The organism is Acinetobacter sp. P1332, assembly GCF_044057475.1.
GTDB classification, from domain to species: Bacteria; Pseudomonadota; Gammaproteobacteria; order Pseudomonadales; family Moraxellaceae; genus Acinetobacter; species Acinetobacter johnsonii.
On sequence record NZ_CP171157.1, the window covers coordinates 159,463 to 176,059 of the forward strand.

13 protein-coding genes and 1 riboswitch are annotated in these 16,597 nt (G+C 43.0%); of the genes, 11 read left to right on the forward strand and 2 right to left on the reverse strand.

Features of this window, described 5'->3' with window-relative positions; all coding sequences use genetic code 11:
* Positions 1-163: 163 nt before the first annotated feature.
* From aceE to recJ, 9 genes are all read left to right on the forward strand, one after another.
* The gene (gene aceE / locus ACFN7Z_RS00680; protein ID WP_058951535.1) at positions 164-2,866 is read left to right on the forward strand and encodes a pyruvate dehydrogenase (acetyl-transferring), homodimeric type; all 2,703 of its coding nucleotides are present in this window, start codon (positions 164-166) and stop codon (positions 2,864-2,866) included.
* A gap of 2 nt (positions 2,867-2,868) precedes the next feature.
* The gene (locus ACFN7Z_RS00685) at positions 2,869-4,836 is read left to right on the forward strand and encodes a 2-oxo acid dehydrogenase subunit E2 (RefSeq protein WP_058951536.1); all 1,968 of its coding nucleotides are present in this window, start codon (positions 2,869-2,871) and stop codon (positions 4,834-4,836) included.
* A gap of 149 nt (positions 4,837-4,985) precedes the next feature.
* Positions 4,986-5,124, forward strand: a riboswitch (yybP-ykoY riboswitch).
* A 75-nt stretch (positions 5,125-5,199) separates the two neighbouring features.
* Complete coding sequence (locus ACFN7Z_RS00690) at positions 5,200-5,775, forward strand: TMEM165/GDT1 family protein (RefSeq protein WP_058951537.1); 576 nt, start codon at positions 5,200-5,202, stop codon at positions 5,773-5,775.
* 182 nt (positions 5,776-5,957) lie between these two features.
* Complete coding sequence (locus ACFN7Z_RS00695; protein WP_205667462.1) at positions 5,958-6,755, forward strand: MBL fold metallo-hydrolase; 798 nt, start codon at positions 5,958-5,960, stop codon at positions 6,753-6,755.
* Between the two features lie 94 nt (positions 6,756-6,849).
* On the forward strand, positions 6,850-7,215 hold the full coding sequence (locus ACFN7Z_RS00700; RefSeq protein ID WP_058951538.1) for a YkgJ family cysteine cluster protein: 366 nt from the start codon (positions 6,850-6,852) through the stop codon (positions 7,213-7,215).
* A 221-nt stretch (positions 7,216-7,436) separates the two neighbouring features.
* Complete coding sequence (guaB, locus tag ACFN7Z_RS00705; RefSeq protein ID WP_004691717.1) at positions 7,437-8,903, forward strand: IMP dehydrogenase; 1,467 nt, start codon at positions 7,437-7,439, stop codon at positions 8,901-8,903.
* Positions 8,904-9,024: 121 nt separating this feature from the next.
* Positions 9,025-10,356 (forward strand): phosphoglucosamine mutase, encoded by a 1,332-nt coding sequence (gene glmM, locus ACFN7Z_RS00710; protein WP_201706901.1) that lies wholly within the window; start codon positions 9,025-9,027, stop codon positions 10,354-10,356.
* A gap of 14 nt (positions 10,357-10,370) precedes the next feature.
* Positions 10,371-11,027 carry a pyridoxamine 5'-phosphate oxidase gene (gene pdxH / locus ACFN7Z_RS00715; RefSeq protein WP_058951540.1) on the forward strand — a complete coding sequence of 219 codons (657 nt, stop codon included), beginning with the start codon at positions 10,371-10,373 and terminating at the stop codon, positions 11,025-11,027.
* The gene (gene recJ, locus ACFN7Z_RS00720; protein WP_058951541.1) at positions 11,028-12,734 is read left to right on the forward strand and encodes a single-stranded-DNA-specific exonuclease RecJ; all 1,707 of its coding nucleotides are present in this window, start codon (positions 11,028-11,030) and stop codon (positions 12,732-12,734) included. It begins immediately after the preceding gene.
* A 46-nt stretch (positions 12,735-12,780) separates the two neighbouring features.
* On the opposite strand, the gene ACFN7Z_RS00725 is transcribed toward recJ, so the two are convergent.
* Both ACFN7Z_RS00725 and ACFN7Z_RS00730 read right to left on the reverse strand, forming a co-directional pair.
* Entirely contained in the window at positions 12,781-13,617 is an 837-nt protein-coding gene (locus ACFN7Z_RS00725) for a putative porin (protein WP_058951542.1), read from the reverse strand.
* A 169-nt stretch (positions 13,618-13,786) separates the two neighbouring features.
* A complete protein-coding gene (locus ACFN7Z_RS00730) occupies positions 13,787-14,569 on the reverse strand; it encodes a putative porin (protein WP_063454403.1) in 783 nt (260 codons plus the stop codon).
* Positions 14,570-15,052: 483 nt separating this feature from the next.
* Here ACFN7Z_RS00730 and prfB point away from each other — a divergent pair.
* Positions 15,053-16,148, forward strand: a protein-coding gene (prfB, locus tag ACFN7Z_RS00735; RefSeq protein ID WP_100222790.1) for a peptide chain release factor 2 whose coding sequence is annotated in 2 segments (ribosomal slippage) — positions 15,053-15,124 and positions 15,126-16,148 — 1,095 coding nt in all. Because the reading frame shifts where the segments join, the coding sequence is not laid out codon by codon here.
* A gap of 140 nt (positions 16,149-16,288) precedes the next feature.
* Positions 16,289-16,588, forward strand: coding sequence for a helix-turn-helix transcriptional regulator (locus ACFN7Z_RS00740; RefSeq protein ID WP_063454404.1), 300 nt, complete (start codon positions 16,289-16,291; stop codon positions 16,586-16,588).
* Positions 16,589-16,597 lie beyond the last annotated feature (9 nt).

Below are 16,597 nucleotides of genomic sequence, written 5' to 3' on the forward strand. Positions count from 1 at the left end.
GCCTAAATTGGCGGTTTTTTGTTATCTTGGGTAACGAATAGTCAATGACTATTTAGTTGCTAAATAGTAGGGCTCAGCCATATTCAGCTGTAGCGATACTCTTATAGGACGAAAGTATGATACATATTAGCGTATAAGATTAGGATATCGAAATAGGTGAATTATGGCGTTTTATGGTGATACTGACGCGCAAGAAACGCAAGAATGGCAAGATGCGTTTGACTCCGTTTTACAACACATGGGGACTGAGCGTGCAGCTTTTCTACTAGAAAAACTGTATCAACAAGCAATCGCTAAACATGTCCCTATTCAGCGTTTAAACACGCCTTATTTAAATACAATTTCAGTGGCTGAAGAACCTGCAATGCCAGGCGATCAAGACATGGAGCGTCGTATCCGTGCGTTGATTCGTTGGAACGCCTTAGCGATGGTACTCCGTGCCAATAAAACGGGTGATGACTTAGGTGGTCACTTGGCAAGTTTTGCATCTTCAGCAACATTATATGATGTGGGTTTTAACCATTTCTTCCGCGCGAATAGTGATAGCTTTGGCGGTGACATGATCTATTATCAAGGTCACTGTGCGCCAGGAATCTATGCGCGTTCATTCCTTGAAGGTCGTTTGACTGAAGAGCATCTAAACAATTTCCGTCGCGAAGTGGACGGTGTTGGCTTACCTTCTTATCCGCATCCATACTTAATGCCTGATTATTGGCAGTTCCCAACGGTATCGATGGGTCTTGGCCCAATCATGTCGATTTACCAAGCACATATTCAAAAATATTTGATGAATCGTGGTTTGATTAAAGAAGAAAATCGCAAAGTTTGGGCATACCTTGGCGATGGTGAGATGGATGAGCCAGAAAGCACAGGTGCAATTTCACTTGCGGGTCGTGAAAAATTAGACAATCTCATTTGGGTTGTAAACTGTAACTTACAGCGTCTAGACGGTCCAGTACGTGGTAACGGTAAAATTATTCAAGAATTAGAATCTTTATTCCGTGGTGCGGGCTGGCGTGTCATTAAAGTGGTTTGGGGTCGTCATTGGGACCCACTACTGGCTAAAGACAGCACTGGTGCTTTAAAAGCGGTTATGGAAGAAACACTGGATGGCGAATACCAACGCTTACAAGTGAAGGGCGGTGCATATGCACGCGAAAAATTCTTTGGTAAATACCCAGAAGCGGCTGAGTTGATTAAAGATTTAAGCGATGAAGATATTGATAATCTAAATCGTGGTGGTCATGACCCGTACAAAGTTTTTGCAGCCTATGCAGAAGCATGTACAGCCAAAGGTCAACCAACTGTAATCTTAGCGAAAACTGTAAAAGGTTATGGTTTGTCTGATGAAATTGAAGCAGTAAACAAAACGCATCAAATCAAAAAGATGCAAATCGAATCTTTAAAATATGTACGTGATCGCTTCAATTTGCCATTTAACGATGAGCAATTAGAAGAAGTGCCTTTCTATCGTCCAAGCGAAAACTCGCCTGAATTGAAATATATGAAGGCACGTCGTGAAGCACTAGGTGGTTATTTGCCTGCACGTCGCAAAGAAAGTGAACAGTTGGCTATTCCAGAACTTTCTGTCTTTGATGCAGTATTAAAAGGCTCACAAGGCAAAGAACAATCAACCACCATGGTGATGGTTCGTTTAATTGCTGCATTGTTAAAAGAAAAAGCAATTAAAGACCGTGTTGTGCCAATCGTTCCTGATGAAGCACGTACTTTCGGTCTAGAAGGTATGTTCCGTCAGTTAGGTATTTATGCAGCCAATGGTCAGCATTACACGCCTGAAGACCAAGAACAGTTGATGCATTACCGTGAAGCAAAAGATGGTCATATGCTTCAAGAAGGCATTAACGAAGCAGGTGCAATGAGCGCTTGGGCAGCATTGGCAACCAGTTATTCAACCAATAACTTACCCATGATTCCAATGTACATGTACTACTCTATGTTTGGTTTTCAGCGTATTGGCGACATTGCATGGGCTGCAGGTGATGCACAAGCACAAGGTTTCTTATTGGGTGCAACAGCAGGTCGTACCACGCTAAACGGTGAAGGTTTACAACACCAAGATGGTCACTCGCATATTTTAGCCAATACGATTCCGAACTGTGTGTCGTATGACCCATGTTTTGGTTATGAATTAGCAGTTATTGTGCATGATGGTTTACAGCGTATGTACGTGAACCAAGAGCGTATTTTCTATTACTTAACGGTAATGAACGAAAACTACGAGCATCCTGAAATGCCACAAGGTGCTGAAGAAGGCATTAAACGTGGTATGTACTTACTTCAAAAAGATGAAAAAGCCACTGTTCAGTTGATGGGTTCAGGTGTGATTCTGCGTGAAGTCATTAAAGCTGCTCAAATCTTACGTGATGAATACCAAATCCATTCAAATGTATTTAGCGTAACAAGTTTCAATGAACTTGCACGTGATGGTATGGCATGTGAAGAATATAACCGCTTGCATCCAATGAGCGAGAATGTGAAAGAGGCTTGGGTGACTGAGCAACTGCGCGGTACAGAAGGTATCGTGGTTTCTGCAACAGATCATATGCGTGCTTATAGCGAACAAATTCGTGCATATCTTCCAGACAACCGTCCATTCGTAGCATTGGGTACAGATGGTTATGGTCGTTCAGATTCACGCGCTAAATTACGTAGTTACTTTGGTGTAGATGCAGCGCATATTGTTGTTGCTACACTGAAAAAATTGGCTGATGAAGGTGAAGTGGATGCACGCTTAGTGAAAGATGCCATCTCTACATTTGAATTAGATACGGACCGTCCAGTAGCTTGGGCTCCTCAAGCAACGCCATCTGTACACGCTGTAGCTGACTACAAAGAGGAGAAATAAGTATGCAAATTACAACTCCTGATATTGGTGTAGATAAAGCCGTTGTTGCTGAAATTTTGGTCAAAGTTGGCGACACCATTGCGGTTGATGACAGTGTCGTTCTATTAGAATCAGACAAAGCATCTGTTGAAGTGCCAAGCACTTCAGCAGGCGTTGTTAAAAGCATTTTAGTAAACTTAGGTGACTCGGTTGCTGAAGGTGCAGCGCTGATTGAGCTGGAAGCCGAGGGGCAAACTGAAGCGTCAGCGGCACAAGTACAGGCTGAAGCTGTTCAAGTTGAAGAAAAGCCTGCACCCGCTGCTGTTGCTGAAACGACTTCACCAGCTGCGACTACAGCATCACAAGTGATTGATGTGCAAGTACCAGACATTGGTGTGGAAAAAGCAACCGTTGGTGAAATTTTGGTGTCGGTTGGCGACCAAATTGACGTTGATCAAAGCATCCTTGTGGTTGAGTCAGACAAAGCGACTGTGGAAGTCCCGAGTACGATTTCAGGCACAGTGGAATCAATTAGCGTTCAAGTTGGTGATAGTGTTAAAGAAGGTGTGGTGATTCTGACTGTAAAAACAGCAGCGTCAGTTGCACCAGTGACTGCTGAACCTACGCCAGTTGCAGCACCTCAAACCTCTGAAGCTCAGTCTGCTGAAGCAGCGCCACAAGCTGCTGCTGCGCCTGCGGGTGCGGTTGAAATTGCAGTGCCTGACTTGGGTGTAGACAAAGCGACTGTTGCTGAAATTTTGATGTCAGTAGGTGATACGGTTGAAAAAGACCAAAGTATCATCGTGGTTGAATCAGACAAAGCAACGGTTGAAGTACCAAGCACAACAGCGGGTGTGATTAAAGCCATTCATGTTGCATTGGGACAAAATGTATCGGAAGGTGTGGCTTTGGTGACCATTGAGGCTGAGGGTCAAGCCCCTGCACCAGTGGCTCAAGGGATTGTTCAGACACCAGCAAAACCTACAGCAGCTCCAGCTGCAACTACACCAGTGGTGGCATCTACTGTACAGGCTGCACCAGCAGCTCAAGGTGCAGATAAGCTGACCAAAGAACAAAATGCAGCCAATGCTAAAGTTTACGCGGGTCCTGCAGTACGTAAACTGGCGCGTGAATTGGGCGTGGTGCTGGCAGAAGTCAAAGCTTCTGGGCCGCATGCACGTTTAATGAAAGATGACCTTTTTGCTTATGTGAAAGGTCGTTTAACAGCACCACAAACTGCACCTGCTGTGACGGCTGCTGCTGCGGGCTTACCGAAACTGCCTGACTTTAGTGCATTTGGTGGTGTAGAAGAGAAAGTGCTGACACGTCTGCAACAAGTCTCTATTCCGCAGTTGTCTTTAAACAACTATATTCCGCAAGTAACTCAGTTTGATTTGGCAGATATTACTGAACTTGAAGCTTGGCGTAATGATCTTAAAGGTAACTTTAAGAAAGATGGTATTAGCTTGACCATTATGGCGTTCATTATTAAAGCTGTTGCGCATTTACTCAAAGAAGAACGTGATTTTGCTGGTCACTTGGCTGATGATGGCAAGTCTGTACTCTTGCGTAACGAAATCCATATGGGCATTGCTGTAGCAACACCAGATGGTTTAACCGTTCCTGTATTACGTAATCCAGACCAGAAATCGATTAAAGACATTGCGGTGGAGCTTGGTGTATTGGGTCAGAAAGCACGTGATAAGAAGCTTTCGCCGAAAGATCTACAAGGTGCAAACTTCACCATTTCAAGCTTAGGTGCAATTGGTGGTACGGCATTTACACCATTGGTGAACTGGCCACAAGTCGCGATTTTGGGAATTTCTCCAGCGACGATGCAACCAGTATGGAATGGTCAAGGTTTTGATCCGAAACTGATGTTGCCGTTATCTCTGTCTTATGATCACCGTGTGATCAATGGGGCGGATGCAGCGCGCTTTACTAATAAGCTGACGAAGTTACTGAAAGACATCCGTACTTTACTGATCTGATGATCTAGGTTTTTGCCCTGTTGATTTCTCTTCTCAAAAGAGAAAAATAGCGGCTGGAAGCACTGCAAAAATACCTCAATAAAGACTCTGCTTCGGCAGGGTCTTTTGTATTTATAGATTGCCAAAAAACATATTTTCGCCTAACATGGTGTTACTTCATTGGGGAGTAGCCGCTGTTCTTCAGAACAGGTGATGATCAACATATTTGCTCTAAAACGAGCATGGTCATCATAGCAAAGAACCAAATGAGCTTCTAAAGAGCTTTCTTTTGTTGGCAAGACCTTTGATTTACCACTCTGCAGATTTTGGCTAGCAGGAGCGGTGAGTCATTGGTATTTGTTATGCTAGCCAGAGAAAGACATCATGTATGAATTCCTCCTCTCCACAGCCATCGTGGCTTTAGCTGAAATGGGCGATAAGACCCAACTGCTCGCATTGTTACTTGCTGCACGTTTCCGTAAACCCGTCCCAATTCTATTGGCTATTTTGCTGGCGACCATTATTAACCATGGCGTCTCTGCTGTTTTAGGCCAATGGATCACCACAGTTTTAAGCCCCGATGCGCTGATCTGGATTCTCTCGATTGGTTTCATTGCTATGGCGGGTTGGATGTTAATTCCTGATCAGTTGGATGATGAGTCAGGCAGCATTAAGAAATGGCAGAAACTAGGGGTATTTGGCGCAACATTTGTGTTGTTCTTCTTGGCCGAAATTGGAGATAAAACTCAAATTGCTACCGTGGCTTTAGCAGCACGTTTTGACAGTATTGTTTGGGTGATGTTGGGTACGACTTTCGGGATGATGTTGGCCAATGCGCCAGCGGTCTTCATTGGCGATAAGTTGGCGACCAAGTTGCCAATTGCCTTAATTCATAAAATTGGTGCGGCCATTTTCTTGGTCATTGGTGTTGCTACACTTGTACAGCATTATTTCTTTTAATTCACCGTAGAAAATAAGAATCCCGACTTAAAAAATCGGGATTTTTTATGGAAAAATGATCTTCAATTTATTGATATATCAAATGATGTTGGTCGCAAATGCATTGTAAGTTTGTGTAAATCCATATATGTTGTAGGTATTAAAAAGTCTTTTAAGAAAAACAGCATTTTGAGGGGATCGACATGGCATTTGACCGCACAACGTCACAGGTTTTATATGATGATGGCACACATAAGTGTATTAGCTTTACCAGCTTGGTCAAAGGCGAGGGTGTACAGGCAAATCAGTTTTTAATTATTGACCATGAGCGTGCTGCGGTCTTAGATCCAGGTGGTGATTTAACCTATGTGCCGCTGACCATGGAGTTGAATAAATATACCCGTTTGACCAATCTTGATCTTGTGATGGCCTCACATCAAGACCCTGACATTATTACCTCAATGCCGCGTTGGTTGGTCTATACCGAAGCGAAAGTGGTGGCTTCTAAACTTTGGGCACGCTTTTTACCTCACTTGAACTCTGCCTTTATGAGTGAGCGGATGAAAGGTAACTGGTTGGACCGATTGGTGGAATTACCTGATCACGGTCAAGTGATTACGTTGGGACAATCCTCCATTATTGCTGTGCCTGCCCATTTTCTACATTCGGTAGGCAATTTTCAGTTTTATGACCCAATTGCCAAGATTCTATTTTCAGGCGATATGGGGGCATCGATGGTGGATGATGCCTCAAAACCTTTGGAAAACTTTGCTGCGCATATTCCTAAAATGAAAGGGTTTCATCAGCGCTATATGTGCAATAACAAAGTGATTCGTTTATGGGTCAATATGGTCCGCACCATGGATGTCGAAATGATTGTGCCGCAGCATGGTACACCGTTTATTGGGCAAGAGCAGATTCATCAATTTTTAGATTGGATTGAGACTTTGGAGTGCGGTACAGACTTGATGGATGAGAGTGTTTTTACCTGTCCAACTTAAGTGACAAAATAGTCGTAAATTTTGCTTGTTTGGCAACCACAATTTTTTTAATATTTTCTTCCAAAAAAAGTTTTTGAAAATGAGAATATAAAGGATGTTGTCTCAAGTTCCAACGGAAGATGCATGTTTAAGCTGCGGGGCATGTTGTGCCTTTTTTAGAGTCTCATTTTACTGGGCTGAAGGCATCTCCATGCCTGAACATTACACAGAGCCAGTGACGGCTGTGTATTCATGTATGGCTGGAACCAATCAAGCCAGCCCACGCTGTATCGCACTGCAAGGTACCATTGGTGAGCACGTGAGTTGTGGGATGTATGAACAGCGTAGCTCTTCATGTAAAGAAGTTCAAATTGCTGATGATCAATGCAACAAAGCGCGACGTGCGCACAATATGATTCCATTTGTGCAATTGGAAGCGAGCATTGCAGTCAATGATGAAGGTTTTGATCAAGTGTGTTAATCAGTAAAAGCAGAGTCAAGGCTCTGCTTTTTAGTTTTGAACATCAATTGAATCCATCTCAAAACAAGAAATAAAAAAATAAAGGTAAAAATGAAGGTCTCAAATAAAATATGGGTTTTATCACTTTATTTTCTAAGATAAAAAAATAAATTTTCAATTGAAATGAAATTTAAGTTCATATTTGTTTATAATAGCGCACGGAAATTACCAGTGAGACTGCCATGTTGACCATCGTTCAAGACGCGTTAACTTTTGATGATGTCCTATTACTCCCTGCCTATTCTACTGTTCTCCCAAAAGATGTCTCATTAAAGACACGATTCACGCGCGGCATTAATTTAAATATCCCCCTTGTTTCAGCAGCAATGGATACGGTGACTGAATCACGTATGGCGATTGCGATGGCGCAAAACGGTGGTATTGGTATTTTGCACAAGAACATGGATATTGCTGCACAAGCTGCAGAAGTCCGTCGTGTGAAAAAATTTGAAGCAGGAATGGTGAAAGATCCAATCACTGTGACACCTGAAACTACAGTGCGCGAATTGATCTCGATTACTCAAGCCAACAACATCAGCGGTGTACCTGTTGTGAAAGATGGCAAAGTGGTCGGTATTGTCACAGGTCGCGATACACGCTTTGAAACGAACCTTGAGCAACCTGTAAGCAACATTATGACCGGTCAAGATCGTCTCGTGACGGTTCGTGAAGGTGAGTCGAAAGAAAATATTCAAGCTTTACTGCAAAAGCACCGCATTGAAAAAGTTTTGGTTGTTGGTGAACACAACGAACTCAAAGGTTTAATTACAGTCACTGACTTCCGTAAAGCGGAAAGTTATCCAAGTAGCTGTAAAGATGACCTTGGTCGCTTACGCGTGGGTGCTGCCGTCGGTACAGGTGTAGAAACACCAAGCCGTGTAGAAGCTTTGGTTGAAGCGGGTGTAGATGCGATTGTCGTAGATACGGCGCATGGTCACTCTGCGGGTGTGATCGAGCGTGTACGTTGGGTGAAAGCGAATTACCCACAAGTCCAAGTGATTGGCGGTAATATTGCAACAGGTGATGCTGCATTGGCACTCCTTGATGCAGGCGCAGATGCGGTCAAAGTCGGTATCGGCCCAGGTTCAATTTGTACCACTCGTATTGTGGCGGGTATTGGTATGCCGCAGATTTCTGCGATTGATAGCGTTGCCAATGCACTGAAAGATCAAATTCCATTGATCGCCGATGGTGGTATTCGTTTCTCTGGTGACATGGCGAAAGCGATTGGCGCGGGTGCGAGTACGATTATGGTCGGTTCACTCCTTGCCGGGACTGAAGAAGCGCCAGGTGAAGTGGAATTCTTCCAAGGTCGTTACTATAAAGCGTATCGTGGTATGGGTTCATTGGGCGCGATGGCAGGCGCAACAGGTTCTGCGGATCGTTATTTCCAAGACTCTAAAGCAGGTGCTGAGAAACTTGTTCCTGAAGGTATCGAAGGTCGTGTGCCATACAAAGGACCAATGGGCAACATTGTGCACCAAATGATGGGCGGTTTACGTTCTTCTATGGGTTATACGGGTTCATCTGTGATTGAAGATCTTCGTCAAAATGCGAAGTTTGTGAAAATTACTTCGGCAGGTATGTCTGAGTCACATGTTCATGACGTAACGATTACCAAAGAAGCGCCGAACTATCGCGTGGGCTAATTCAGCTATACCAATTGTTCAAAGTAAAAGCCGTCATTTTTATGACGGCTTTTTCGTTTTGGTGTAAAGTGATGTCAGTAAAAAGTGATGATTTAGATCACCATTAAGAAGTGAGTAAAATATGAGTTATTTTGGTACCGATGGTATTCGCGGTAAGTTTGGCGTCCTCCCTATTACCCCTGAATTTGCCCTTAAGTTAGGCTTTGCCGCAGGGAAAGTTTTAAAACGCCACAGTAAAAAATCAAAACCATTGGTGGTACTCGGTAAAGACACACGTTTATCGGGTTATATTTTAGAGTCAGCATTACAAGCGGGTTTAAACGCAGCAGGGGTGTATGTACATTTACTAGGCCCATTGCCAACCCCAGCGATTGCTCATTTGACCCGTGCTTTACATGCAAGTTTGGGCATTGTGATTTCAGCATCACATAATCCTTATTTTGATAATGGGATCAAGTTCTTTTCCAGTGAAGGTAAGAAACTACCAGATGCTATTCAAGAAGAAATTAATCAAGAACTTGAAAAAGAATTAGTGATTGAAGACACGGCAAACTTGGGTAAAAGTGTCCGCGTAAAAGATGCCAATGGGCGTTACATCGAGTTTTGTAAATCCACATTTCCATACCATTTAGACTTGAATGATTTAACCATTGTGGTGGATTGTGCCAATGGTGCTGCATATAACGTGGGTCCATCGGTCTTTCGTGAGCTCGGCGCCAAGGTCATTGCCATTCATAATGAGCCTAACGGTGTAAATATCAATGAGCAATGTGGTTCAACACACCCTGAAAGTTTGCAACAAGCTGTAGTTGAAAGTGGTGCAGATTTGGGCATCGCTTTTGATGGGGATGCAGACCGTGTTATTTTGGTGGATAAAGATGGCAAGCTAATTGATGGCGACCATATTTTATATATCTTGGCGACACAGAGCGCTAAAAAACCTGCTGGAATAGTGGGTACCTTAATGTCAAATATGGCTTTAGAGCTGGCTTTGGAAAAAGCCGGTGTAGGGTTATTACGTGCCAAAGTGGGTGATCGCTATGTATTACAAGGTCTAGAAGAAAAAGGCTGGGTGATTGGCGGTGAGCCATCAGGGCATATCTTAACCTTGGATAAAAGTACCACTGGTGATGCCATTATTGCGGCTCTACAAGTCCTTACCGTGATGGTCGAGCAGAAGAAAGCACTGCATGAATTGGTTGCTGACTTTAAGCTTCTACCGAATGTGCTGGTGAATGTACGTTTAGAGGCGATGTTTGACCCTTATGCGGTGCCTGCTTTGGTGGCTGAATTTGATAAAGCCGAGCAACAACTCAAAGGTCGTGGTCGTTTGTTGATTCGTAAATCAGGTACTGAGCCTGTGATTCGTGTCATGGTGGAAGGGGATGACCTCGATGAAGTCAGCACTTTAGCCCATACATTAGCTGATGCTGTACGTGCGAATGCAGCTTAATAGGGAGTGAAGAAATGAGTGATTTAATTAAAGATCTCAGTGAGCTTCGTTTAAGTTATCAAAAAGGCGAGCTGCATGAAGATCGAGTAGAAACCCATCCACATGCTCAGTTCTTGATTTGGTTTAATCATGCTTTAGAAGCACAACTGCACGAACCTTATGCTATGTCATTGGCGACAGCAAGTGTGCAGGGTCGGCCGCATGTACGAACGGTATTGCTGCGCGGTGCAACTGAAGCAGGGTATGATTTTTATACCAATTATGACAGTCAAAAAGGCAAGGATCTGGCAGAAAACCCATATGCAGAGTTATTGTTTTATTGGCAAGAGCAGGAACGTCAGATTCGCATTGGCGGTAAAGTGGTCAAAATTTCTGAAGCAGAATCGACGGACTACTATCATAAGCGTCCACGAGATAGTCAAATTGCAGCACATATCAGTACACCACAAAGTGGTGTGATTGAAAGCCGTGAGGTATTGCAACAACGTTTTGAGCAATTGCAAAGCCAAGTTGAAGGTAAATCAGAACTGAATAAACCTGTCTTTTGGGGTGGTTACCGCCTTGAGCCTGACTATTATGAGTTTTGGCAAGGGCGTCCGAACCGTTTACATGACCGTTTAAGTTATGAAAAACAGCAAGATGTCTGGATGCTGAAGCGTTTGATGCCATAAATGTCAGCCATTCAAATTAAGCAAAGACCCTTCATTACCCGTCCTGAATTATTTCAGGACATTCCTGCGTTTATTGCAGAAATTTTAGCCCGTCGTGGGGTGGCGTCAACGCAGGAGCTGGAGTTAAAGCTCAAGCATTTACTGGCCCCTAGTCTGAAAGGCTTAAATGAAGCGATTCAGTTGATGGATGCTGCAATTGATCAGCAACACAAAATCGTGATTGTGGGTGATTATGATGCAGATGGTGCAACTAGCACCGCTTTAATGATCTTGGCTTTGCGAAAAATGGGGGCGCAGGTAGAGTATCTGGTTCCAGATCGCTTTAAATATGGTTATGGCTTAACGCCTGCGATTGCGGATTTAGCATTTACCAGCTTTACACCTGATTTATTGATTACCGTTGATAATGGTATTTCCAGTCATGACGGCGTGAAACAAGCGCAAGATCATGGTATGCAGGTGATTATTACCGATCACCATTTGACCACCAAACCGACTCCCAGTGCCCAAGCGGTAGTGAATCCGAACCAGTTGGGGTGTGATTTTCCAAGTAAAGCCTTAGCTGGGGTGGGCGTGGCCTTTTATGTCTTGGCCAACTTATCGACCTATCGTAAAAAACTGCATAAGTCCTCGGCACTCATGAGTCAGTATTTGGATTTGGTGGCCTTAGGCACCTATGCCGATGTTGCGAGTCTTGACTATAACAATCGCATCTTGGTCGATGTTGGCCTGAAGCGCATTCAACAACATTTATGTCGTCCCGGCATTAGTGCTCTACTGGAGATTGCGGGGCGAGAGGCTGCAAGTTTAAAAGCGCAAGATTTGGGGTTTGTACTGGGACCACGTATTAATGCGGCAGGTCGTATGGAAACCATGGATATCGGGATTGAATGTCTATTGGCACAGGACTTTGCCTCTGCCTATCCATTGGCAGAACAACTGAATCAGTTGAATGTGGAACGTCGTCAAGTTGAAACCACGATGAAACAAGAGGCCTTAATAGCCTTGGATCAAATTCAACTGGATGATACGGTCTTACCTGCGGCTTTAATTATGTTCGAGCCGCATTGGCATCAAGGGGTGATTGGCATTGTTGCAGGGCGTTTAAAAGAACAGTTTCACAGGCCAAGTATTGTATTTGCCGCAGATGAAGATGGGATACATATCAAAGGTTCTGCCCGCTCGATTGAAGGAATCCATATTCGCGATGCCATTGAGTGTGTTGCTGAGCAAAATCCACATTTGGTCAGCCACTTTGGTGGGCATGCTGCGGCAGCGGGTTTAACCATTCAAAAAGTCCATTTTGAAGAGTTTAAGCAGGCCTTTGAAGCACTGATGGCAGCTCAGGATGAAGGTTTATTTACGGCGACTTTATGGACCGATGGTGAGTTAGCAGCAGAAAATATTCAGGTTGAAACGGTCGATCTTCTACAGCAAATTAGTCCATGGGGGCAAAAGTTTCCAGCGCCTATTTTTGAAGGAAATTTTCAAATTTTAGATTTTCGCTGGCTGAAAGAAGTGCATTTAAAATTACGTGTTGCTTTAGACAATGGACAGGTCGTGGATGCCATTGCTTTTAATGCGGCGGACAAATACCAGTTCAATGAGATGAACCATCAAATTCGTTTGGTCTATGAGCTGGATAAAAATGAATTTCGTGGCAATGTCAGCGTCCAACTTCGCATTTTGCATTTAGAGCAACATTAAAAAAACCGCTCTATAGAGCGGTTTTTTTAATAGATTTTAGTTGCAATTAGAAGCGGAATGTACCATTGATACCGTATGAATCAGCATCTTCCGTTGTTGTGTAGTTCAAGCCAACAGCAATAGCAGGCGTAAAGAATTTTTGCGCGCGAACAGCCCAAACAGTGTCAAAGTCATCGAATGTTGTATCCATAAATGAAACACCAACACTTAAGGTTGGATCGATATATAAATCGGTACCTAAGCGGTAAGCAGTTTCATCGCCAAAGTATGTTGCACCTTCAAAATTGGTAAAATAGTTACCAATTTGAGTCACATATTTAGCGCGTAAGGTCACAGCTGTATCGTCTGCTACTGCGGAGATATTTGAGAATGTATCAATGAAGCCATTTTTTGAAACATACATTGGATCAAGATTTTCTTTGGCTACACCAGCCGCAATGAGTAGCCCATCGACAGGCAGGTAACCTGCTTCTAATGCATAACCCACATTATCATCTGATGCTTTACCAAATTCACTTTCAACCGTTACTTCAGAGCGGTTGAGGCTACCAGAAACATAAAATTGAGAGTTTGGGATAAAAAATTCACCATTTAAACCGACTGTGTCAATTTCTAAATCGGCGCCGTCTTCATCAATACTTGAGTTCGCATAACCAAGACCAATGTTGCTTGCTTTGCTTAAAAAAGCAGCCTCTGCAAGTGGCGAATTTTTAGTGTTCACTCCATTTAAGTAGTACTTGCCACTGATGCCAAAAGTATCAAGGTCTTCACTGTCACCATCAAAGCTTGTATTTTCGTAGTTTGCATTGATTTCTGCTTGGTAAGCATGTGCAGTCCCGAAGCTCGCAATAAGTGCGGTAGTAAGTGCAAGTTGTTTAAGCATTTTAGAGGTTCTCTCTTTGTTATAAAAATATGACTGTTCTATGACAGTTGTAACGAAGTGTACGAAAAAGTAGCAGGGAGTCAATCTTTATTTATAGCAATGCTTTATCAGAGGGCAAAAAGCCCATTCGAAAATGGGCTTTTTGCATGTAAGGTTTTATTGAATGGTCTTAGAAACGGTATTTCGCAGCTACACCGAATTTGTTGTAGTCGTTGTTGCCAACTTCACCAAAGCCAACACGGCCTTCAAGGCTGACTTGTGGGGTAAAGAATTTACGTGCATTGATACCAAATTCGTTAGTATCACCGTAGTCACGATCTTTACTGTAGTAGTCTACACCTAGACTTAAGGTTTTATCGATGAAGTAATCTGCTGCAAGATTATATTCGTCTAAATCACCAAAACCTGCGCCTGCTTCTAAGTTAATGTCTTTACCATTGCTTAAAGAAGTGACATATTTAGCGCGAAGAGTAGGATCGACACCGTCGTCATAATCGTTGTCATAGCCTTTTAGACCCGCAGCAATTAATAAACCTGGTGCGGGTAAATAACCGACTTCTGCGCCATAAACGGTCTCATCAAAATCGCCACCACGGTCAAATTTCATATCGTCGCGACCAACATTACCACTCACATAGAAATCTGAGTTAGGAATGTAAACTTCAGCACCTACGCCGTAACGATGACGCTCATCATCACCGACTTCGTCGTATTGGTATTTTGCGTTAACGTTACTTGCACGGTCTAAGAATGCTGCTTCTGCAAGTGGCGCATTACGTGTTTGAACTGGGTTGAAATAGTATGTGCCATCTACGCCAAAAGAGCCGCTTGAACTACCGTTGTCTGGATCAATTAGGCCAGCTGAAGCACCCACTTCTGCTTGGTATGCATGTGCAGTACCTGTGATCGCTAGAGCGGAAAGTAATGCTGAAGCAATTGCTAATTTTTTCATGGTATGTACCCCTCGTAAGTGGAACTGTATTTCATTAATTTTTTGTTACAAGTTCAGTCTAGGGCAAAATAAAAAAGCGTCAACCAAAGGAAAGTTACCGCTTTGTTGCAAGCGTAAACTTATGTAATATTTTTTATTTAAGTTATTGAAATAAGAATGAAATAATTAAATGTTTTGTTTTATTAAAATTGTGTAGATTCTGTGGATTTCCTAATTATTGATGTTATTACAAACGATTTTAACTCAAAATGTTTATTCCGTTTGTATGTTTAGAACACTTCTCAGGTATGTATTTTATGAGATGGTTCGTATTTATATGCAGCTTGATTGCGGTTCAAGAGAATGCTTTTTTGGAGGTTAAATAGTTTTAAGCTCTAGAAAGAAGGGTGTAATTTTGTCGAATTTGAGATGAATAATCCTAGCCGTCGACTGTGATATAATCAGCGGCTATTTTTCGCTTTATATTGATTGAGAGTAATTCACGTGGAAATTAATCCGTATCTAAACCAATTAAAAGACTTAAACGACCGTGGTCTCACATTACGGGGGTATCTTTGACTACGATCTGAAAAAAGAGCGTTTAGAAGAGGTTCTCCGTGAATTAGAAGACCCAGCGATTTGGAATGATCAAAGCCGTGCACAAGCCATGGCAAAAGAAAAAGGCGAACTTGAAAACGTCTTAAATGTGTTAGATGGTTTGGCAACGCAGCTTGAAGATGCGCAAGCGATGCTTGATTTGGCAGTCGAAGCTGATGATGAGAGTCTGTTGGCTGATGTGCAGGCTGAATTGACCTCTGCAGAAGAAGAGTTGGCGAAGCTTGAATTCCGCCGTATGTTCAGTAACCCAATGGACCCAAATCCATGTTATGTGGAAATTCAAGCCGGTTCAGGTGGGACAGAAGCACAAGACTGGGCTTCAATGCTACTGCGTATGTATATGCGCTGGATTGAACGTCATGGTTTTAAAGCTGAATTGATGGAAGAATCCGACGGAGATGTGGCTGGGATTAAGTCGGCAACCATTCGTGTGGAAGGTGAATATGCCTATGGTTGGTTACGTACGGAATCGGGCGTGCATCGCTTAGTACGTAAATCGCCATTTGACTCGGGTAACCGCCGTCATACCTCATTCTCTGCTGTGTTTGTCTCGCCAGAAGTCGATGACAACATTGAAATTGATATCAACCCATCTGACGTGCGTACCGATACTTACCGTGCTTCGGGTGCAGGTGGTCAGCACATTAACAAAACAGACTCTGCGGTACGTTTAACCCACGCGCCAACAGGGATTGTGGTGGCGTGTCAGAACCAACGTTCACAACATGCCAACCGTGACCATGCTTGGAAACAGTTACGTGCGAAGTTGTATGAATTGGAAATGAGCAAACGTAACGAAGCGGCTCAAGCACTTGAAGACTCGAAGTCGGATATTGGTTGGGGCAGTCAGATTCGTTCTTATGTGTTGGATGACTCGCGTATTAAAGACTTACGTACGGGTGTTGAAAACTCCAACACTGGTGCAGTACTAGATGGTGACCTTGATAAGTTTATTGAAGCAAGCTTAAAACAAGGTTTGTAATTTAAATGATGAATGAAAGCAAAGTGTTATCAATTATTTTACAATATATCTAAAAAAATCGATATTAAAATCGAAAAAATGCGATATATTAAGTAAAACAAGCTGACAACGCTTTGTTGCCCATTAAACGTGTCTTGAGTATGGATATAGATTTAATTTTTAAAGCCTTGGCTAATCCAACGCGTCGCCAAATTTTGGAATGGTTAAAAAAACCGGAACAATTTTTATCGAGTGACGAATGTGGTGACTTTAGACGCGGCGTATGTGCAGGTCATATCGAACGGTTGGGAAATGTATCGCAATCGACGATGTCGAACCATTTGTCCGTTTTACAGCAGGCCGGTTTAATTCAAGTGGAAAAATATGGACAATGGTCTTATTTTTCTCGTAATGAAGCGTTGATTCAGCAATTTTTCGAACACCTACAACAACACCTTTAACAGGTGGGA